Below are 20059 nucleotides of genomic sequence, written 5' to 3' on the forward strand. Positions count from 1 at the left end.
TCTTAAGGTTTAAGGGTAAATCTAATTGCCGCATTAAATTTTTTCACCCATGGTTTGTTAAAAATTCACCATCCTCCTCTATCAAAAAAAAAAGCTGTTTACAACTTTTTTCTCGTTTTTTTTAATCAGGTCCTAATAAAACTTCAGACCTTGATCATTGTTTCGGTCCTGACATAAAATAGAAAAAAATAAAGGCGTACCGCCAAGCCGTTGCCGGTACGCCTTGCAGGCGCGTCAATCGGGAAGTCCACGGGGTGATCAGGTGGGATAAAAAACCGAAACGACGCGTCGTGGTGCTATATGACGTTTAGAAGTTAATCTGCCATTTGGCACCAAAGTAGGTGATTTGATCCTGGGTGTCTTCATAGTAGTCAATCAAACCGATTTCCGGTGTAATGGTGACGCCCGGTGCCAGGGTAATGGGCGCTTGCAGATAGTAGGCAAAGAGGCCGTCGCCGCTAGAGGCGCTATCATATTCGTTTTGCATAGAACCAAAGCCGGCTTCAATGGCGAACATCTCATCGAAGGTGTATCCGACCACGATTTCTGCGCCAAAGTTTTCCACGTCATCAACCTGGCCTGTTCCGGTATTGATTGCGGCATAGCCTTTGCCATAATCCGTTCCTGAGGTGTTGCAGGCAATCATGTTACCGGCGTTCTGGCCGTAGAAAACAACCGTCCCCAGCTTAAAACCGGCAATCTGCGCGGTGCTCCTGATCATGATGACATAGGAATCAACATCTTCGTTATCATTGTATTCAAACGTGGTGTAACCTGCAGCAATATCAATGCCTGCATTGCCTCCCATATTGATGCCGTAGGAAACTTCGATTCTGGGGATCACCACCTGGGTGTTGGCACTTGAAGTACCGCCGCCTACAGTATAATATGTTGTATTTGTAGAGATCGCAGCAATCTGGAATTCGTCAAACTTCAGTTTGATCTGAGGATGACGTCCGGGGTAGGGGTCGCCATAGCCATGCAGTCCATTGTCGTCGTTCCATACCTGACAGGACACGGGAAGGTACATGGGGGTGTAATCCTGACCGACAGTTAATGTGCCAGCACCAAAGTCCCAGGCACCGTAAAGCAGGCGGATGTTGGCGTTTCCACCAGAAGTGCCATATTCAAAACGGCCGGTCAGTTCATCGCTGACCTTTACCTTGGCCCCGATCCTCGCATTGCTTTGCAAACCCTCGCTAAAGTCGACCTGGTCTTTCAGATCGCTGTCTTCCCAGAACGTTGATACCCGGGCAGATCCGTAAAAATTCCAGTCCGAAGCAATGGCTGTTCCTGCACACAAAAACACCATGGCGGATAACAGGCCCACGATTTGTTTTTTCATTTTTTTCTCCTTTTAAAAAAAAATAAAATATTAGTGTCTGCCCCGTCATCCTCCCCATGGAGTGCATAGCGGCCAGACACGCCCGTATAATTGCAAGCCATAAACATGCCAAACAATAACACATTGATATTAAAAAGTTTTATTTTGCACCCAAATCAACCCCGCGAGATTTCGAGGGGTAAAAATGCCAAATACGGTATTTTGGACAGGCGAGTTGTTTATTTCAGTTTTGAAATGACGGTATTCCCAGCTTTTTCATCCGGCTTCTCAGTGTGCTGGGATGGAGTGCAAGAATGGCCGCCGCCCCTTTGGGGCCTTCAATCCGGCCCTGGGTATGGCAAAGAACATTGCGGATATGACTGGCCATCACATGATCAAGGGATTTGAGCCCGTGGTTTTTACAAACTTGCGCGATCCGATCCTGTGAAAAAGGTGCCGCAGTTAAGGGAAGGGCATCAAAATCAAGCATTGTTTTCCTGTCCAACTCCCTGCCACGCCGGATAAGTGTCCTTTCCACAATGTTTTTCAGCTCTCGCACATTGCCCGGCCACGGCTGCTCCTGGAGCCGGGCCAGTCCTTTAGGGCTGATTTCCGGGATATGGCCAAGATTCATTTCCACAGCCATTTTACGCACAAAATACCTGACCAGGCTCTCAATGTCCTGGGGCCTATGTCTTAAAGGCGGAATATGGATGAGAAAAACAGCCAGCCGGAACCAGAGATCATCCCGGAATGCCCCTTGGGCCACCATCTGTCTGAGATCTCGGTGGGTGGCGCAGATAATACGGATATCAACGTTCACGGGGTGCTCTGAACCCACCCGGCAGATCTCGCCGGTTTGAATGGCCCTGAGCAGCCGCACCTGGACCGGCAACGGAAGCTCTCCTACTTCATCAAGGAACAGGGTGCCGGTATCGGCCTGTTCAAATTTCCCTTTTCTCCGGCAGATGGCACCGGTAAACGACCCTTTTTCATGCCCGAACAGTTCACTGTCCACAAGATCTTCGGGGATGGCGCCGCAGTTTACTTTAACAAAAGGGGAACCGGCCCGGGGCGACCCGTAATGGATGGCATTGGCAATGACCTCCTTTCCGGATCCTGTTTCGCCGAGCAGCAGCACAGGGCTGTTAAATCCGGCCACCTGCCGGACCCGCACCATGACAGGCTTTAGTCCGGTATTTTTGCCGATAATATCCAGATCGGAAAAAAAATTTTTTTCTTCCGGAACCGATGTGCAGTCAAAGACAGGTCCTGTGCCGGATCCTGGATTGGTGAAATCAAGCAGCCGGCTGCACAAAGAAAATATTTCAGCATCCTGCAAGGTATAACGGTACCCGGCTTGGGAAAATACAAAGACAATGCCGGTTTTATCGTTGTCCGCCTTAATCTTCATGACCATACCCGAGCATCCTGGTAGAGGTGCGGCCTGCAGGAACAATTCGTTTACAGGATCATTTCTATCCGGCCCGGACCTGATAATCGCCGGAGAGGCATCGTCAAGGGTGGAAACGGTGTTTATACTCTTTTTGCCCAGACAGACGCCACGTGTCAGCGGGGCCTGATCCGGCGCAATGATATCATTCATTTGAAGAATTGTTTCATTTTTAAGGCTTATAAAACCCAGGGAAATGCCATCCACCGGCATATGTTGCCGTAAAAACCGCCGGCATCCTGAAACAAGGACTGTTTTTTCCAGATGACCACAAATCATTTTTGTCGCATCAAGCAACACATCAAATTCTTTTTGATCCATAATAAGAACTCCCGGCTGGTCAGTTCGTGTTTTTTCTTCCGTATGGTATGCCCAGTTTTTTCATTTTGTTCCGCAAGGTGCTCGGATGGATTTCCATCAGCGCCGCTGCCCCGTCACTGCCCTGGATTTTACCGTGGGTTAACTCAAGGACATGCCGGATATGGGCCTCAACAACCTGATTCAGGGCCAGGCTGTCCGGCCGGGACAAAACAGGCAGTGCATCACCGGGATCAATTAAAAGAGAGAGTGATAATTTCAGGGGCTGGCCCGGTGACCGGGTTGTATTTTCAATAATAGCCCGTTCAACCAAATTTTCAAGTTCCCGGACATTGCCGGGCCACGCATAGGATTTCAGGTTTTCGATATCACCGGGCTCCGGTACCGGTATGTACCGGGTTTTCATCTCCCGTGCTTTTCTTTGGATGAAGTGGGACACCAGGGCGGGCAAATCATCCGGGCGTTGTCTGAGCGGCGGGATGGTAATGGGAAACACATTTAACCTGAACCATAGATCTTCCCGAAACTGCCCTAGGCAGACCATCTCTTCCAGATCCCGATTTGTGGCGGCAATGATACGGATATCCAGAGGAATGGGGGCACTGCCCCCCACCCGCTCAATCTCTTTTGTCTGCAGCACCCTCAGCAGCCGAACCTGGGCAGCCAGTGGCAGTTCCCCGATTTCATCCAGAAACAGGGTCCCTTTATCGGCACGTTCAAACCGCCCCCGCTTCAGGGCTGAAGCTCCGGTAAATGCGCCCTTTTCATGGCCGAAAAGCTCACTATCCACAAGGTTTTTCGGGATGGCTCCGCAATTGACTTTAATCAATGGACCGCTGGCCCTGGGCGATGAAAAGTGGATGGCATTGGCAATAACTTCCTTACCCACACCGGTTTCCCCAAGAAGCAGAACCTGACTGTTCAGCGGTGCGACCTGGCCGACCATTTCCATGACCTGCTTTAGCCCGGATTCAGCACCGACAATCTCATCCCCTGAAATTTTATGCAGCTGCTGGCTAAGATACTGATTATCATCGGAAAGCAGATTTTTAAGATGCATCACCTCCTGGTGGCGAAGGGCATTGCCTAGGGCAACGGCAAAGGGATCGTGGAGCAGGGCCAGCAGGCGTTCGTGTTCCCGGGTATACCGCTCAAATCCTTTAACCATCACGCTGACGGCACCGATCCATGTTTTGTCAATTTTGAGACTGAGCACCATTTCGGACATATCTTTTTCACCCATGCCCTCCCAAACATAACGGGCCATAATATGTTCCCCGGGATGATGATACCGCGTTACCACTTTTTGCCTTCCCAGTTCAATGAATTGGGCCGCCTCCATGGAAAGGGGAATGATTGACGGCCTATGGATGAAATGGGGGGAATAGCGGGCAGCGACCATTGACAGCTTCCGGGTGCCGGGATTACAGGTCTGCACGGAAATAGCGTCGCAGGGGATATGTGTCTGCAAAAAGTCATAGGTCATTTTCAAGACCGTATCAATATCCAGGCTGCTGCAGATCCGCATGGTTGCCTGGTGAAAAAAATCCAGATTTTTTTTCACGCGTTATCGTCCCTTTGCTCATGACATCTTACACTATTTCCTTGCATATTTTTTCAGTGGAACATCTCCTGTTCGATAAGATTTTATATGAAACTAGAAACAAGATACAGGAAACAAGAGAGCGAAGCGCCTGGGACGCCCATTTTAGCCCGCATTGTCGGCGTTTTTAGTTTCATTGTTCGTTGTGGGCCGAAGCATGGCAGGTGATATGTCAGGTCGGCCCATGGTCGTTATACCACGGTATGTTGTAAGTTTTAATGATCAGCCGTGGCGCAGCTTAAACTGAACCAGAAAGACCAGGATACCGGCAATATAGCCAAGCACCGCCAATCCGCTGATTTTTTTCACATACCAGAAAAAATTAATTTTCTCCAGACCCATGGCAGCCACCCCGGCAGCCGAACCAATGATCAGCAAAGAGCCGCCGGTTCCTGCACAGAAGGCCAGGAAGGTCCACAAGAAATTGTCTGTGGTAAACTGATGGACATCATACATCCCCATTGACGCTGCCACCAGGGGCACATTGTCGATAATCGAACTCATAACACCGATCACCGCAACAATAATACTCTGCTCACCAATGTTTTGATTCAGCCAGATCGCCAGGGCGGACAGGATGTGAGAATCTTCCAGGGTTGCCACCGCCAACAGGATACCGATGAAAAAGAGAATAGACGCCATATCGATTTTGGCCAGGGCATGCACCATGGTCAGGGGCTGTTTTTCCTCGTCAGACTTATACCTGTGGATAAGCTCGCCAATCAGCCAGAGTACCCCAAGACCGCAAAGAATCCCCATAAAGGGCGGTAAATGGGTTGTCTCCTTGAATACCGGCACCATGACCAATGATCCTAATCCGACAGTGAACATCAGGTTACGTTCGAAGTTTGTGGTTGTTCTGGACCCGGCCGGTTCTGCCTTTTTTCCCACCTGCTTGCCCCGCAGCATAAAACTGACAACAATCAACGGGATAACAAGATTGGCAACAGAGGCCAGGAAGACCGATTTAACGACCCCGAGCGAAGAGATCTGGCCGCCGATCCAGAGCATGGTTGTGGTCACATCACCAATGGGCGACCAGGCCCCGCCGGCATTGGCGGCAATCACAATGACCCCTGCAAAAATCAGCCGGTCATCATGATTGTCCAAAAGTTTTTTGGTCAATGACACCATGACAATGGTGGTGGTCAGGTTATCCAGCATGGCGCTGAGAAAGAACGTGACAAGACCGATGAGCACGATCAGAACACTTTGGCTGGTGGTGGTAATCCGGGATGTGATCACCTCAAATCCGTCATGGGCATCCACCAGTTCAACAATGGTCATGGCCCCGAGCAGAAAAAAAATAATCTGGGCAGTGGACGCAAGGTTTTCATTGAGCTGTTGGGTTACCAGATGGTGGTCGCCTGTGGAAACCGCGTAAATGGTCCACATGATGCCGGCACCCAGCAGGGCGGAAGCCGACTTGTTTACCCGGAGCGGGTGTTCAAAAGCAATGGCCGAATAAGCCAGAACAAAAACAACAATTAATAGCGTATGCATAACGCCTCCTTAAATTAAAAAGACAACCGGCAAATATAACACCACAATTTTTTATTACAATAGGGTTACAATAAAACCACAAGGCCGTGATGGTGAAGCCTGAAACGCTCCTTGCTTTTGGTTCAATAAATGTGTTTAAAAAGCAGGCATTTTACTCTACAATGCGCAGCCATCCGAATAAAGTGAATAAAAGGAGACCCTCTATGTTTGACTACCCCTTATACCTGAAACAGCTGACAGCAGGAGAACCGGTCAACAACCCTTTTCTGGATTTTTTACAGATAAAGGTTGAGGCGGTTGAAAAAGGATATGCCCGGTTCAGCATGGAAATCCGGCCTGAATTTCTCCAGGGCGCCGGGATCATGCAAGGCGGTTTAGGCATTGCCCTGTCCAGTGAAGCAGCCGCCCATGCGGTGATGAGCACCCTGGCACCAGGTGAAAACCTGACAACCATTGAACTGAAAAACAACTTTCTGTCCATGGCGTCCAAGGGCCGTCTGATCGCCGAAGCCACGGTGTTCAAACGGGGCCGGACCCTTGTCATTGTAGACTGCCGGGTCACAGATGAGACGGGAAAAGATATTTCCAGAAGCAGTGCCACTTTGATGGTGATCCCGCCCAAGGCCGATGAATGAGGAGTTGCTTATGACCAGGGAATACGATGTGGCCATTATCGGGGCAGGCACAGCCGGACTGACGGCCCAGGAAGAGGTGGTAAAACACACAGACAACTACGTGCTTATAGATGACGGACCCTTGGGAACCACTTGTGCAAGGGTGGGGTGCATGCCCTCCAAAGCATTGATTGCCGTGGCCGATGACTTTCACAAGTGCAGTTTTTTTGATGAATATGGTATTCGCGGCGCCCGGGGTCTGGTTCTGGATTATAAACGGATCATGGCACGGGTCCGGTCCATGCGGGATGAATTTTCAGGGGGCGTGATCCGGGAGATGTCCGGGTTCATGGATAAGGTGATTCGGAAACGGGCCAGATTTCTGGACCCCAATACCCTGGATTTAGGGGACCAGACCATCCGGGCCAAACGCATCATCATTGCCACCGGCTCAAAGCCCTTTATACCTGATCCATGGCTGCCGTTTAAAGCATTTATCATTGACACGGACCAGTTTTTTGAACTTGAAACCCTGCCCCAAACCATGGCTGTGTTTGGTTTGGGTGCCATCGGTATTGAGCTGGGACAGGCCCTGCACCGGCTAGGGGTCCAGGTGACCGCCGTCAGCCGCCGTAAAACCGCAGGCGGCCTGACCGACCCCAAACTTGCCGAATATGCCTTTGACCATTTTTCCAAGGAGATGCACATAGAACTTGGCACCGCTGAAATCCTGGGCAGGACCGAAACCGGACTGGACGTGGGATGCGGCAGCAAACGCTGGTCCGTGGACCGGGTGCTGATAGCCACGGGCAGACGGCCCGTGTTTCACGATTTAAACCTTGAAAACCTAAAGGTTGACCTGGATGCCAAAGGGATGCCGGTCTTTGACCCTGAAACCCTTCAGGTGGGGAACCTGCCCGTATTTCTGGCCGGGGATGTGAACGGGCTCAGGCCCATTCTCCATGAAGCTGCCGATGACGGCACCATCGCAGGCTACAACGCCTGTGCCGGGGCCATGGCCCGATTTAAAAAACGCACGCCGCTGCAGATCACCTTTTCTTCGCCGGATATCGCTATTGCAGGCCTGTCCCACAAGGCCCTGACGGAAAAAGGCATTGATTTTGTGGTGGGCGAAGCGTCCTGGGAAGAACTTGGACGGGCCAGAATGATACTTGGAAAAGCCGCCGGAAGGGCCAGAATTTATGCCGACCCCCAAAAGGGCCGGTTGCTGGGTGCAGAAATTATGGCCCCGGCCGGCGAGCACATGGCCCATCTTCTGGCCTGGGCCATGGGGGCGAATCTGACAATCAAAGAGATTCTGGGTATGCCCTTTTACCACCCCGTACCTGAAGAGGCGCTTCTGGATGCTTTTCTCCAGATCGCCGCACAGGTCAATGTGCCTGTGCCCATGCCAATCCTGGAAAAAATTGTGGGCAGGCCCCATGGAGAATAATAAAACAGATCCGGTGAACCGGTTTTTGGCTGATGCCAAGTCCAGGGCTCAAACCCACGATATTGACATGCTGGTTTTCGGCAACGAGGCGGCAGACCTGGATTCCGTGGTATCGGCCATTGGTCTTGCCTGGGTGCTGGGAAACGGCAGAAAGTCCTGTTCAGCCCTGCCTTTGATTCCCATTAAAAGAGACGATTTCCGCCTGAAAACTGAAAGCCGGTGGGTGCTCTCGCAAACTGGCATTGATGCTGAAAATCTTTTTTTTCAGGACGATGTCCTGCCATTGAATACACTCATGTCCCGTGCCAGGGCGCTGGCCCTGGTGGACCATAACCGGCTGGCAAACGGGTTTTCAAAACACGAAAAAAAAGTCAGGCTCATCATGGATCACCATGAAGACTTGAACCTGTACCCCAAGGCCCTGCGCCGGATTGAACCTGTGGGTTCCTGTGCCACCCTGGTGGGCCAAGACCTGATCAATGGCAGCGGGGGAGGTAGCGGGGGAGGCACTGCAAGGGGAATTCCCGGAAATCTGGCCGCCCTTTTGCTCGGGGCCATTCTGATCGACACGGTCAATCTTGACCCCAAGGCCGGGCGGGCAACCCCCAGGGACCATGCCGTGGCAAAGCATCTGCAGCCCATCGCCGGCCTGGACACCGACGGTTTTTACCAGGGCATCCGTGCCGCTAAATCAGACATCCGGGATATGGACACAAGGGACCTGCTCAGACGGGACTGCAAGACATTCCAATTCAACAAGGTAACCTGCACCGTTGCATCGGTGCCTTTGGCTCTTGAACAATGGATGGAAAGGGACATGGGCCTTGCCAGCGGCATTGAAACCTATGCAAGGGAAATGCAGGCAGATATTCTGATGACCATGAACACCCAGCGCATCCCTGAATTTTCACGGGGGATTGCAGTATTCTGCAAATCCCCCGTTCTTTTCACAACCATATCCGCCATGCTGGCATCCAACCTTGACCTGGAAATAATCCCCCCGCCCCAAGGCTTTAACTGCGGCGGCGTTCACTTTTTCCGCCAGGGTAATCTGAGCCTGTCCCGAAAAAAACTTGAGCCGATGCTGTCCCGGTATTTTTCAAAATGTGAACACCTCCATTAGCCTGCCCGGCAAAACCTGGTGTTGAAAGGATCAGGCCCTGGATATATATTTTCTGGTTTCGGTGTTGACCTTGACCATCTCTCCGTTTTCAAGATATTCAGGCACCTGGATTTCAATCCCGTTGGAAAGGGTGGCAGGTTTTGTCCGGGCCGTAGCGCTGGCCCCTTTGACGCCCGGAGCGGTTTGTGTGATTTCAAAAACAAGGGACGCGGGAATTTCAATGGCCACCAGATCGCCGTCAATGAACATGCCCACAATATCTTCCATGCCGTCGGTGAGCCAGACCAGCTCGTCTTCAATGCTGTCTTGGGCAATCATATACTGGGCATATTCCACACTGTCCATGAACACATGCAGGTCCCCGTCCGGATAGATGTACTGGACAGATTTTCGTTGAAGGTCCACATCATTGAGCATATCATTGCCTTTGTATGAGGCTTCATATTTCTGCCGGGTCTTGATACTGCTGAACCTGACCTTGTAAAGGGTGACAGCGCCCCTTGCCGACGGGGTTCTTACATCAATATGTTTAACCAGATACGGTTCACCGCTGATGTCTACCACCTGGCCTTTTTTTAAATCACATGCTTTGGGCATACCTGTCTCTCCTATAATAAAACCTTCATTGCTTTGATAAAATTTACACTCAGGCCACAGACTTTTTTTGCCTGTTTACCAGCACAAAGGGTTTAAAGCAAGTTTTTATATGAAACCGGAGACAAGGGACAAAAAACAAGAGGGCGAGGCGCCTGGGCCCCCATTTTAGCCCCGTATTGTCGGTGTCTTTAGTTTCATTGCAGTGGCCAACGACTGGCCTTTGCCGTTGATGAAAGACCGCCATATTCAAAATCTGTCCTTAATGGATTGAATCGCTTCATCTGCCGCATCCTTGAGATCTGTGTGGGACAGGGTCTCCTTCTGGGCAGCAATCCAGTCCCGGGTATCCGGGGTGCCGATTTCACCTAGTGTATACAGAATATCTCCCTGAACAGGCATATCTTGGGTGCTGAATGCATCAATTAAAATTTTTTCCAGGTCAGCGCACAGGGCGGGTGCTTTTTCGGCAAGGGCTTCCACCACCACCATGGCGCCTAAACGCACGGACCAGGTTTCGTGGAGAAGAAGTCCGGAAAATCCTTTGAACAACCGGTTGGACCCGAGCATCCGCTCGGTGATCCACGCTGCCCGGCCATCCTCCAGTATGGTTTTCAGGGCCATGGTATCCAGGTCCATGCTCTCCTTGTTGACGATCATGTCCACAATTTCTTCTTCTGCCACTGCCCCGGTCCATCGGGTATCATCATCCAGAATCAGGCAGGGGGCGGACATTACCTTGTCTTTCCGGGCTTTTTCAGGGAACAGGGATCCGTCAATGATGTGAAGATGGATTTTTTCACAGGCACCTGCCAGGGGGATGAGCCGCTCAACCATCCCCGGGCAATGGGGGCATTGCAGGGCAATATACAGGGTCAGCCGGCAGGGCACGTCGATATGGTTCAAGATTTTCTGGATACCATCATCCGGACCAGGTTTGTCAAGGGCGTCCAGGCTTTTTAAAAAAGGTGGCAGTTCACGTTCCAGGGGCAGGGCTGAATATAGAATATTGTTTTTCAGGAAAAAACCGGGCAGGTCCGCAGGTTGACTGCTGTCTGTCCAGGATATGGAAGCCGATATCTCCTGCCATTGCCGGGCAAACGCCTCGAACCTTTTTTGCTCGGGATGTTCTGTGGCTGCAATGCTTAAGGCCGGGCGCCCCAAAGGCGTCCAGGCCCTGATCCGTTCTTTGGTTATATTGTCCATTATTACGCTCCATTTGAATTGGGTTGCCTGTATCCGGTATTATCAGAATTTGGGTTTTAAATTATTGCTCTTCGGACGGGTTGTTAGGTTTTAGGTGTTAAGTTTTAGGTTTTAGGTGTTCGGAAATAGAAATTCCTATACTTTTAAATTAAGGGCAAATCATGTACATAATAGCCTGACACTCAATTAATTTTCCACGGACAAGGTTCAATGAAATATATAGCAGATCTGCATATCCATTCAAAATATTCCCGGGCCACGGCCAAAAATCTGGACCTGGAGCATATTTACCTCAACGCCCAGGTTAAAGGCATTACCCTGGTGGGCACAGGGGATTTTACCCATCCTGCCTGGATCCAGGAGATCGAGACAAAGCTTGTGCCTGCCGAACCCGGGCTGTTTGCATTAAAAAATGAGATTGCAAGGCAGATTGACGCCGATGTGCCGGCCCCGTGCAAAGGACCTGTGCGTTTTATCCTCCAGGCTGAGATCTCCAATATATATAAGAAGGACGAAAAAGTCCGCAAAAACCATAACCTGGTCTATATGCCGGATCTGGACACGGCAAAGAAGTTCAATGCCCGCCTGGATGCCATCGGCAATATCAAATCCGATGGCCGCCCCATTCTCGGGCTGGATGCAAGAAATCTGCTGGAGATCATGCTGGAAACATCTGACCAGGGCTTTTTTGTCCCGGCCCATATCTGGACACCCTGGTTTTCCATGTTCGGGTCCAAGTCCGGATTTGATACCATTGAGGAATGCTTTGGTGATTTAAGTTCCCATATCTTTGCCTGTGAGACTGGCTTGTCATCGGATCCGCCCATGAACTGGCGGGTGAAAAATCTGGACAGGGTCCGGCTGATATCCAACTCAGACGCCCATTCCCCTGGATTTCTGGGCCGCAACGCTTCGGTGTTTGATACGGATCTGGCCTTTGGCGCGGTGCGGCGTGCCCTTGAAACCCATGATCTTACAGCCTACAAAGGCACCCTGGATATGTATCCCCACCAGGGAAAATACCACTATGACGGCCACCGCAAATGCGGGGTGTGTCTCAATCCCGATGAAACTGCGGCTTTGGGCGGAATTTGTCCCCAATGCGGGAAACCGTTGACCCTGGGCGTGCTTTACCGGGTCCGGGAACTGGCTGACAGGCCGGACGGGTTTAAACCTGAAAACCGGCATCCCCATTCCTATGTGGTGCCCCTGGCAGATATTTTATCCCAGATTTTTGGGGTGGGTCCCAATACCAAAAAGGTGAAAACCCAATATGATAAGGCGATTAATGCCCTGGGGCCGGAACTTGCCATACTCACACAGCTTTCACCGGAAATCATTGAAGGTGCCGGTGTGCCATTACTTGCCCGGGCCATACAAAAGATGAGAGACGGGGATATTCACATTGACCCCGGGTTTGACGGTGAGTATGGAAAGGTCAATATTTTTACCCCGGAGGAAAAAGCGCATATCCAGGGTGAAAAAAGCCTGTTCACCGGCCCTTTGCCCCGTAAAAAAGCAAAAACAACGGTCAATGCACCGCTTTGCCGTCAAACGCCCCAAAGCAAAGATGCGGCATTGCCGTCACCTGAAAAAAAAGAGACCGCGGCATCCGTTGCCCCCGGACATATCCTGGACGGGCTGAACCCGGAGCAGGAGAGGGCGGTTAAATCCGAATCCCGGGCCGTGGTGATCCAGGCCGGGCCGGGCACGGGGAAAACCCGTACCCTTACGGCCAGAATTGCCTGGCTGCTCCGGGAAAACCGGTCCGCCCCTGAAAACATCCTGGCCTTGACCTTTACAAATAAGGCGGCAGGCGAACTTGCCGGCCGGATTGAATCCTTTATTCCCCAGGGCGGGCAATTTGTGACAGCAGCCACCTTTCACGGATTCTGTCTTAAACTGCTTAAGCAGTATTCAGATTTCAAGCGAGGGCTGATGGAGGATGACCTGCGCTTTGAGATGCTGGGACTGGCCTTCAAAGCCGTGACGGGCGAAAAAAAGGTACCCCAAAAAACAGTGTCAAAACTGGATGCCTGGATCAGCCGGCAAAAGCAGCAATTCAAGGAACCTTACGATGACACCTTGGGTGACGCCGCAAGCAGCAGTAAAGACGGCTTTGATCCGGTCTGGCCCGGGGTGTACCAAACCTATGACCAGATGCTTCAGGAACGCGGTCTGGCAGATTTTGAAGATTTGATTTTCATCTGTTTCAGGCTTTTTTCCAGGGATGCGGCCCTGCTTGAACAGGTGCGTCACCGGTATAAATTTATTTTTGTGGATGAGTACCAGGACCTGAACCTGGGCCAGTACAGGCTGGTGCGGCTTCTTGCACAAAACAGTCACATTTTCGTGATTGGTGACCCTGATCAGTCCATCTACGGATTCAGGGGATCGGACAGCCGGTTTTTCAGGCGGTTTGAACAGGATTTCCCCGGGTGCGAACAGATCCGCCTGCGCCGGAATTACCGGTCCACCCAGACCATTCTGGACGCCTCTTTCCAGGTGATTTGCACCAGCGGAGACCCCGGAAATGAGGCACGTAAAATTTATGCAAGCCTTGACAGCACACAAAAGATTTCGATCAATGAAACGGCCAGCGAAAGTGCCGAGGCAGTTACCGTGGGAAAGATCATTGAAAAAGGCGTCGGGGGGCTCTCTTTTCTGTCCATGGACAAGGGCACGGGCCCGGACCTCGAAACAGACAGGGAATATGCCTTTTCCGACTTTGCCGTTCTCTACCGCACCCGGCAGCAGGCCCAGGCATTTGCCCGGGCCTTTGAGAAGGCCGGTATCCCTTTTCAGACGGCGGACCGGGAACACTGGGTGGACATGGCCGGCATAAAAGAGGTGTTGGCCCTGGTGCGGATTTTTCTTGGTCGCGGCAGTGACGCAGACCGGCAGCAGTTTGCACAATTTTTACCCGGGATGGCAGCGCTTTCAGCACCCCTGGACACGTCAGCGCTTCTTGATACCCTGGGGGGCTGGCTGGACATCAAGGCCCTGGGCCAGACCGATGAAAAACTGGCACCGGCATGGCAGCGGCTCAAGATACTGGCAGACCGGTATCCCTCTGCCTGTGATCTTCTGGACGCCCTGAGGCTGGACCAGGATCCTGATTTTCTGGACAAAGGGGTTGAAAAGGTCTCTTTGATGACCATACATGCGGCCAAGGGCCTTGAATTCCCAGTGGTTTTTCTTACAGGATGCGAAAACGGCTCGATCCCCTTTGCCCGGGATGGGAAAACCGTGGAAGACCCGGATGAAGAACGTCGCCTTTTTTACGTGGCCATGACCCGGGCAAAGGAGATGCTCTATTTGACATATGCACGAAAAAGACGCATATTCGGCCGGGGCCAGCAAAGAATCCGGTCCTTTTTTATTGATGATATAGAAAAGGAACTGGCCCGGTATGAAAAGGGAAAAAAGCAGGTTAAAAAACAAAAAGACAAGGATATTCAGCTGGAATTATTTTAAATTCTGTCAAAAAATATAATAATAACAGGCTAATAAAAAATTAAAAAATGGAACGGACACCTTATAAAAAAATAGATTTTGACCATGGCCACTGCCTTGAAATTTTTGACGATTCGAGAAAAATCGGGGCAGATGCCTGGGTGGTGAGGATGACCGCGACAATGAAGATTCCTGTGGAAACGTCATTGTTTGCATCTGAACCGCTGTCTGATACTGACTTTCACGATATTTTGGATACATTGGGATCGCCCGTTGAATATCGATACCGGCTGGAACGTAACATGATCATGGATCATGAAAAAGATGCTGTGCTGGAAAATCTGGTAAAAACCTTTCTTGAAAATACCGGGCGATACGTGGCCAACCCTAAGTTTCCGGAAAAACTTGCATTAAAGGCGTACAGGGACCGGGTTGAGAAGCGCAAAAAAAAATAGAGCTGTAAAGATTCCGCACCGTTGGGCGGCATTTTTGCTTTTCACAGGTCTGTGTCTGATATTCCCCTGCACAGCCCAGGGGGATATATACCGGTATATTGACGCGGATGGTGTGATGTATTTTACCAATACGCCCACCACCCAAGGCTATACCCTTTTTCTTAAGGAAAAAGGGAAGAACAGTGTACAGGCCCGGATAAGAAGATTCAAGGCCGGGCCTGATCTCTACGACAATATTATTCTCAAGGCCGCCGGTGCCTTTGGTGTGGACCACGCATTGATCAAGGCCGTGATCCATGCGGAGTCCAGTTTTAACCCCAATGCCGTGTCCGGCAAAGGGGCCCGTGGGCTCATGCAGATCATGCCCCGGAACGATGCCTCCCTGAATATCTCAAACCCCTTTGATCCGTTCCAGAATATCATGGGCGGCACCCGGTATCTCAAGCGGATGCTCATCCGGTATAATGAGAAACTTGCGCTCGCGCTTGCGGCCTATAACGCCGGCCCATCGACCGTGGACAAGTACAAGGCAATTCCGCCCTATGAAGAGACCCAGACCTATATACAACGGGTGATGGCTTTGTATTCACGGTATAAAAACGGCTGAAAATCCGGTCTTTTTTTCCTGGATCCCTTATGAATCAGTTTTGATGGTTTTTACGAAGTCGAGAAGTTTGCCGCGCATTTCCGGTCGTTCAAGGGCAAAGGAAAGATTGGCCATTTGAAACCCGACCTTGTCCCCGCAATCAAACCGGGTTCCTTTGAATTTATATCCAAAGATCGGCTGTTCGGTTAAAAGCCCTTTCATGGCATCTGTGAGCTGAATTTCACCGCCGGCACCGGCCTGTTTTTTTCCGAGGTATTCCCAGATTTTGGGCGTGAGGATGTACCGGCCCACAATGGCCAGGTTGGACGGGGCCTCTTCGGGTTTGGGTTTTTCCACCATGTCACTGATTCTTATCATATCCTCTTCCAGCGGGCTTGCATCCAGAATGCCGTATTTATCGGTCTGGTCCTTTTCCACTTCCATGACAGCGGCAATGGAGGCGCGGAACCGTTCAAATTTTTCCACCATTTTGGTGAGCACCGGCTTGCCCGGGGTCTGGATCATATCATCGGCCAGAACCACGGCAAAGGGTTCGTCCCCCACAATATCCCTGGCGCACCAGATGGCATGGCCAAGTCCCAGAGGATCATGCTGGCGGGTGTAGACAATGGTACCGGTTTTTGGAACCAGTTCATTGACCTGCCGCAGCAGGTCTGTTTTTCCCTTGGTTTTGAGCATGGTTTCTAATTCATAACTGCGGTCAAAGTGGTCTTCCAGAGCCTTTTTCCCCCGGCCCGTGACAAAGATAATCTGTTCAATGCCGGCGGCAAACGCCTCTTCAACAGCATACTGGATAATGGGTTTGTCCACCACGGTCAGCATCTCCTTGGCCATGGCTTTGGTGGCCGGGATGAAACGGGTGCCAAGACCTGCTACCGGAAATACCGCTTTTTTCACTTTCATAATGACTCCTTGAATGCTTGATACTGAAATTCTCCCTGGTGTTCGGGGCAGGGCCTGTCAGAACAGACCCGAATATGTTGTTCGTGTTTGAACGGTTATTTCAGTCGAAGTTTTTTATGTTCAAACTACGTTGTTTTTAGATTAAGAGGGGCTGCCGTGTCAAACCCAAAATCAACTATCCTGCAGGCTTGGGAATACGTTCGCCGGAGGTTCCAGGCTATCCGATTGACATTATTGCCTATTTCAAGTATGGTATTTGACCTTTACACTGCGTGTTATTAATTGACGAGGAAATAGTGAATGAACGCTGAAAATCAGACAGATGAAACACAGCCCCAAGCGGAAATTCCGCCGGAGCAGCTTAGTCTTAGAAGCCGGTTTAAATTCAAATGCCATAAAGGTGTCTCCTGTTTTACCGACTGCTGCAGGGGGATTGATATCATGCTCACCCCCTATGATATTTTAACCATGCGCAAAAAACTGGACGTGGATTCGGAAAAATTTCTGGCCATATTTACCACCCCCCAGCTTCTTGAAAAAGCAGACATGCCTGTGGTGACCCTCAAACTCCTTGATGATGAGCGCCGGTCCTGCCCGTTTGTCCAGGACAAGGAAGGGTGTGTGATTTATGAAGACCGTCCCACCACCTGCCGGTACTACCCCCTTGGCGTGGGATCTTTGAGCTACTCCGGGGAGCAGGGTGAAAAGGATGAGTTCTTTTTCATGATCAAGGAAGCCCATTGCAAAGGCTTTGATGAAACAGACGAATGGACCGTAGGGGAATGGCGTGAAGACCAGGGGGTTGATCTGCGTGACGAGGTCAATGAAGGCTGGCTGGATCTCATGGTCCGTAAAAAATCTTTGCCGCCCAGCATGCAGCTGTCTGAACAGGCCAAACAGATGTTTTTCATGGTGTGCTATAATCTGGATAAGTTTAAGCGGTTCGTGTTTGAATCCTCTTTTCTGACCCGGTACAAGATCCCTGAAGAACGGGTGGCCCAGATTAAAGAGGATGATGTGAAACTGCTTCAGTTCGGATTTGAATGGCTGAAAACCACTTTTTTTCATACCGGAGAGGAGATGTTTAATCCGAAAGAAAAAAGCGGGGATACTACTGCCGCTGAAGAATAATGTGCCCTTACGGCAATCCGTAAAGCAGACAGGCGCGCCGCAGAAATCCTTTTGCGGCGCGCCTGTTTATTTGATTTTTTGGGGGGGTACTGTTTAGTCAATGCCATAAACTTAAGCATTCAGATTTTATTTTACCACGAAGAACACGAAGTTCACGAAGATAGAAGATATTAGAGAACTAAACTTCGTGTTCTTCGTGAACTTCGTGGTTTTAATCTGAAAAGTTTCTTAACTTTATGACATTGACTGTTTAGTAGTTATACCATAATGCTTCATGGGCTGCCGAATCATTAAGGCGGGCATCAATATCCAGATTAAAAAACGAGGCAATCGGCGCCAAAATTTCAGGATTGTCTGCCTGCACTTTTTTTAAAGCAGAAAGCGCCATATCAAATCCTTTTTGGGTCATTTTTCCCAGGGGGGGGCGGCAGGGGCCGGCCGGCATGCCAAGGATCTGCATCATGGTTTTCAGGGGCAAAGGATTTCTGGCCCGGCACTTGACAAGCCCGTATTTGCTGGCTTCTTCAGTGGTGATCACCACAATATCCAGCAACGGAGACAATGCGGTCTGAATGGCAATGGCCTCTTCTCTTTTGCCCTGGTTAAGCAGTTCAACCATTTGGGTCATGGATGCCGGTGCAATATTTGACATGACTGAAATGGCACCGCAGGCCCGGATCTGTTCGTCTGCCATGATGCGGCAGACCAGGGCGTCGTCCCCGGAAAAGATATTGAAACTGTCCCCGCAAAGTTTTCTGGTCAGCTTCATGTTGTCTATATCGCCGGTGGCTTCCTTGACACTGGTCACATTGGCATAGTTGTCCGCAAGTATGGCAAGATCCTGGGGCAGCATCTGTGCACCGGTACGGCCCGGTATAATATAAGGAATGATATCCAGGCCCGGGGTTTCCCTTGCCACCACCTCGTAATATTCCCGCCTGATTTCAAGGGAGGACGGTCCATTGTAATAGGGATCCACCAGAAGCACACTGTCCACGCCCTGTTCTGCAGCATGGGACGTGCCGTTTAAGGCTTCAGTCGTGTTGTTTGAGCCGGTGCCGGCGATGCATTTGCACTTGCCCCTGGTCTGTTTGGCAGTCAGATCAATCACCTGATTATGTTCTTCCCATTTGAATGTGGGGCTTTCACCGGTGGTGCCGGTGGCAAGAATTCCGGAAATCCGGTTTTCAATCTGGAAATCAATGAGTGCGGACAGGCCGTCCCGGTCCAGATCTCCTGCCGGGGTGAACGGGGTGATAAGTGCGGTATAGCATCCTTGTTCCATAACTTACAAACTCCTGATGGTTATTTGCGCGGTATGCGCGGATAAAACAATTTGCCAAAAAAGACGTTGTGTCAATTTTTTTACAGGGCAGGTGTTTTTAAGTTTCCCTGAAAGACCTTGACACCCGAACGAAAAAATTTATTATATAAAATTTTTGTTTAAACACAATGATAAAGTCATAAAAGAGCCAAAGGAGACATAAATGGCCGATTCCAAAAACCTGCCCCAAAATGCAGACGAGCAGATCGCGAGACTCAGACAAGCACTGCTCCAAAACGCCGAATGCGGCACAACCCACTATAATCTGGCTGTTGCACTGATTGGCAAGCAGGAGTTTGCCGAAGCAGAAAACGTGCTTCATGACGCCATTGAGTGCAGCCCCAGCCTGGCCGAGGCCTATGTGCAACTTGGTGGCCTGTGTCTGCAGCGTGGTGACCTTGAGGGATGTTTCCGGTTCAACCAGCAGGCCACCAAGGCCCGGGCCGGCTTTGCCGAAGGCTATGGGAATATGGCCTTTGTTCTGCTGCAGCTGGTGAACGGCGAGGATGCCAAGGAAGATGAGGAAAAAGTGGACAAGGCAATTAAAAATTTAAAAAAAGCCATTATCCACAATAAGAATTTTATTCAGGCCTATACGACTCTGGGCACTGCCTATTTCATGAAAGGGTTGATTGAAGAGGGGATCAAGGCCAACCTCCAGGCCCTGTCCGTGGAACCTAAATTCCCCGTTGCCCATAACAACCTGGCCGTGGCCTATCTTGAACTTGAAGATTATAAACGGGCCATTGAGCATTGCGATATTGCCGTGGATTTAGGTTTTGAAGTCAACCCGGCACTGCTGGATGAGCTTGCCCCTCACCGGAACGCATAATCACACCTGCGATGACAGGTTTTTATTGACATGCGGACGTATAAATTCTATATCAGCTATGTTATTTTGCTTATAATGTATGATTCAAAACGTTTATTTCTCACTAACGTTTTGAAATGATAGGAAAAAAGAATATTGATGGAAAGTTGGAAAAATCTTT

16 protein-coding genes are annotated in these 20059 nt (G+C 50.4%); 8 read left to right on the forward strand and 8 right to left on the reverse strand.

The features are described from left to right. Positions 1-307: 307 nt before the first annotated feature. The 4 genes from Q366_RS01005 to nhaD all read right to left on the reverse strand — a co-directional run bounded on the left by Q366_RS01005 (position 308) and on the right by nhaD (position 6201). Positions 308-1345: a hypothetical protein gene (locus Q366_RS01005; protein ID WP_035235529.1), complete on the reverse strand. Its 1038-nt coding sequence runs from the start codon at positions 1343-1345 to the stop codon at positions 308-310. A gap of 223 nt (positions 1346-1568) precedes the next feature. Continuing rightward, positions 1569-3098, reverse strand: a complete 1530-nt coding sequence (locus Q366_RS01010; RefSeq protein ID WP_035235530.1) for a sigma-54 interaction domain-containing protein — start codon at positions 3096-3098, stop codon at positions 1569-1571. Between the two features lie 19 nt (positions 3099-3117). Beyond that, a complete protein-coding gene (locus Q366_RS01015; RefSeq protein WP_035235532.1) occupies positions 3118-4659 on the reverse strand; it encodes a sigma-54 interaction domain-containing protein in 1542 nt (513 codons plus the stop codon). Positions 4660-4920: 261 nt separating this feature from the next. Next, entirely contained in the window at positions 4921-6201 is a 1281-nt protein-coding gene (gene nhaD, locus Q366_RS01020) for a sodium:proton antiporter NhaD (protein WP_035235533.1), read from the reverse strand. 203 nt (positions 6202-6404) lie between these two features. Between nhaD and Q366_RS01025 the strand changes: the two genes are divergently transcribed. Genes Q366_RS01025 through Q366_RS01035 form a run of 3 tightly spaced genes read left to right on the forward strand, consistent with a single transcriptional unit; the run spans position 6405 to position 9391 of the window. Beyond that, the gene (locus tag Q366_RS01025) at positions 6405-6836 is read left to right on the forward strand and encodes a PaaI family thioesterase (RefSeq protein ID WP_035235535.1); all 432 of its coding nucleotides are present in this window, start codon (positions 6405-6407) and stop codon (positions 6834-6836) included. A 10-nt stretch (positions 6837-6846) separates the two neighbouring features. Beyond that, the gene (locus Q366_RS01030) at positions 6847-8268 is read left to right on the forward strand and encodes a dihydrolipoyl dehydrogenase (RefSeq protein ID WP_035235536.1); all 1422 of its coding nucleotides are present in this window, start codon (positions 6847-6849) and stop codon (positions 8266-8268) included. Beyond that, entirely contained in the window at positions 8258-9391 is a 1134-nt protein-coding gene (locus Q366_RS01035) for a DHHA2 domain-containing protein (protein WP_035235538.1), read from the forward strand. The genes Q366_RS01030 and Q366_RS01035 overlap by 11 nt, the downstream gene beginning before the upstream one ends. A gap of 30 nt (positions 9392-9421) precedes the next feature. Here the strand turns inward: Q366_RS01035 and efpL are convergent, their stop codons facing one another. Beyond that, positions 9422-9988, reverse strand: coding sequence for an elongation factor P-like protein EfpL (gene efpL, locus Q366_RS01040; protein ID WP_035235540.1), 567 nt, complete (start codon positions 9986-9988; stop codon positions 9422-9424). A 246-nt stretch (positions 9989-10234) separates the two neighbouring features. Further along, complete coding sequence (locus Q366_RS01050) at positions 10235-11191, reverse strand: thioredoxin family protein (RefSeq protein WP_035235543.1); 957 nt, start codon at positions 11189-11191, stop codon at positions 10235-10237. Positions 11192-11401: 210 nt separating this feature from the next. Here Q366_RS01050 and Q366_RS01055 point away from each other — a divergent pair, with 210 nt between their 5' ends. The 3 genes from Q366_RS01055 to Q366_RS01065 are packed head-to-tail and all read left to right on the forward strand — an operon-like array spanning position 11402 to position 15709. Beyond that, positions 11402-14668: a UvrD-helicase domain-containing protein gene (locus Q366_RS01055; RefSeq protein WP_035235545.1), complete on the forward strand. Its 3267-nt coding sequence runs from the start codon at positions 11402-11404 to the stop codon at positions 14666-14668. A 47-nt stretch (positions 14669-14715) separates the two neighbouring features. Then, positions 14716-15102 carry a hypothetical protein gene (locus tag Q366_RS01060; RefSeq protein ID WP_035235546.1) on the forward strand — a complete coding sequence of 129 codons (387 nt, stop codon included), beginning with the start codon at positions 14716-14718 and terminating at the stop codon, positions 15100-15102. 34 nt (positions 15103-15136) lie between these two features. Next, positions 15137-15709 (forward strand): lytic transglycosylase domain-containing protein, encoded by a 573-nt coding sequence (locus Q366_RS01065; RefSeq protein WP_245619837.1) that lies wholly within the window; start codon positions 15137-15139, stop codon positions 15707-15709. A gap of 27 nt (positions 15710-15736) precedes the next feature. Here the strand turns inward: Q366_RS01065 and galU are convergent, their stop codons facing one another. After that, positions 15737-16612 carry a UTP--glucose-1-phosphate uridylyltransferase GalU gene (galU, locus tag Q366_RS01070; protein ID WP_035235550.1) on the reverse strand — a complete coding sequence of 292 codons (876 nt, stop codon included), beginning with the start codon at positions 16610-16612 and terminating at the stop codon, positions 15737-15739. A gap of 300 nt (positions 16613-16912) precedes the next feature. On the opposite strand from galU, the gene Q366_RS01075 reads away from it, so the two are divergent. Then, positions 16913-17743: a YkgJ family cysteine cluster protein gene (locus tag Q366_RS01075; RefSeq protein WP_035235552.1), complete on the forward strand. Its 831-nt coding sequence runs from the start codon at positions 16913-16915 to the stop codon at positions 17741-17743. A gap of 250 nt (positions 17744-17993) precedes the next feature. Here Q366_RS01075 and dapA read toward each other — a convergent pair whose 3' ends face one another. Beyond that, positions 17994-19028 carry a 4-hydroxy-tetrahydrodipicolinate synthase gene (dapA, locus tag Q366_RS01080; protein ID WP_035235553.1) on the reverse strand — a complete coding sequence of 345 codons (1035 nt, stop codon included), beginning with the start codon at positions 19026-19028 and terminating at the stop codon, positions 17994-17996. 202 nt (positions 19029-19230) lie between these two features. Here dapA and Q366_RS01085 point away from each other — a divergent pair, with 202 nt between their 5' ends. Next, a complete protein-coding gene (locus tag Q366_RS01085; protein WP_035235555.1) occupies positions 19231-19899 on the forward strand; it encodes a tetratricopeptide repeat protein in 669 nt (222 codons plus the stop codon). Positions 19900-20059: the final 160 nt, after the last annotated feature.

Origin of the sequence: Desulfobacter vibrioformis DSM 8776, assembly GCF_000745975.1 — a bacterium.
Lineage (GTDB): Bacteria > Desulfobacterota > Desulfobacteria > Desulfobacterales > Desulfobacteraceae > Desulfobacter > Desulfobacter vibrioformis.

Bases quoted from the DNA above. Each gene is read 5' to 3' on its own strand.
- Q366_RS01005 (WP_035235529.1), bottom strand. From the start codon at position 1,345: ATGAAAAAACAAATCGTGGGCCTGTTATCCGCCATGGTGTTTTTGTGT.
- Q366_RS01010 (WP_035235530.1), bottom strand. From the start codon at position 3,098: ATGGATCAAAAAGAATTTGATGTGTTGCTTGATGCGACAAAAATGATT.
- nhaD (WP_035235533.1), bottom strand. From the start codon at position 6,201: ATGCATACGCTATTAATTGTTGTTTTTGTTCTGGCTTATTCGGCCATT.
- Q366_RS01025 (WP_035235535.1), top strand. From the start codon at position 6,405: ATGTTTGACTACCCCTTATACCTGAAACAGCTGACAGCAGGAGAACCG.
- Q366_RS01030 (WP_035235536.1), top strand. From the start codon at position 6,847: ATGACCAGGGAATACGATGTGGCCATTATCGGGGCAGGCACAGCCGGA.
- Q366_RS01035 (WP_035235538.1), top strand. From the start codon at position 8,258: ATGGAGAATAATAAAACAGATCCGGTGAACCGGTTTTTGGCTGATGCC.
- efpL (WP_035235540.1), bottom strand. From the start codon at position 9,988: ATGCCCAAAGCATGTGATTTAAAAAAAGGCCAGGTGGTAGACATCAGC.
- Q366_RS01050 (WP_035235543.1), bottom strand. From the start codon at position 11,191: ATGGACAATATAACCAAAGAACGGATCAGGGCCTGGACGCCTTTGGGG.
- Q366_RS01055 (WP_035235545.1), top strand. From the start codon at position 11,402: ATGAAATATATAGCAGATCTGCATATCCATTCAAAATATTCCCGGGCC.
- Q366_RS01060 (WP_035235546.1), top strand. From the start codon at position 14,716: ATGGAACGGACACCTTATAAAAAAATAGATTTTGACCATGGCCACTGC.
- galU (WP_035235550.1), bottom strand. From the start codon at position 16,612: ATGAAAGTGAAAAAAGCGGTATTTCCGGTAGCAGGTCTTGGCACCCGT.
- Q366_RS01075 (WP_035235552.1), top strand. From the start codon at position 16,913: ATGAACGCTGAAAATCAGACAGATGAAACACAGCCCCAAGCGGAAATT.
- dapA (WP_035235553.1), bottom strand. From the start codon at position 19,028: ATGGAACAAGGATGCTATACCGCACTTATCACCCCGTTCACCCCGGCA.
- Q366_RS01085 (WP_035235555.1), top strand. From the start codon at position 19,231: ATGGCCGATTCCAAAAACCTGCCCCAAAATGCAGACGAGCAGATCGCG.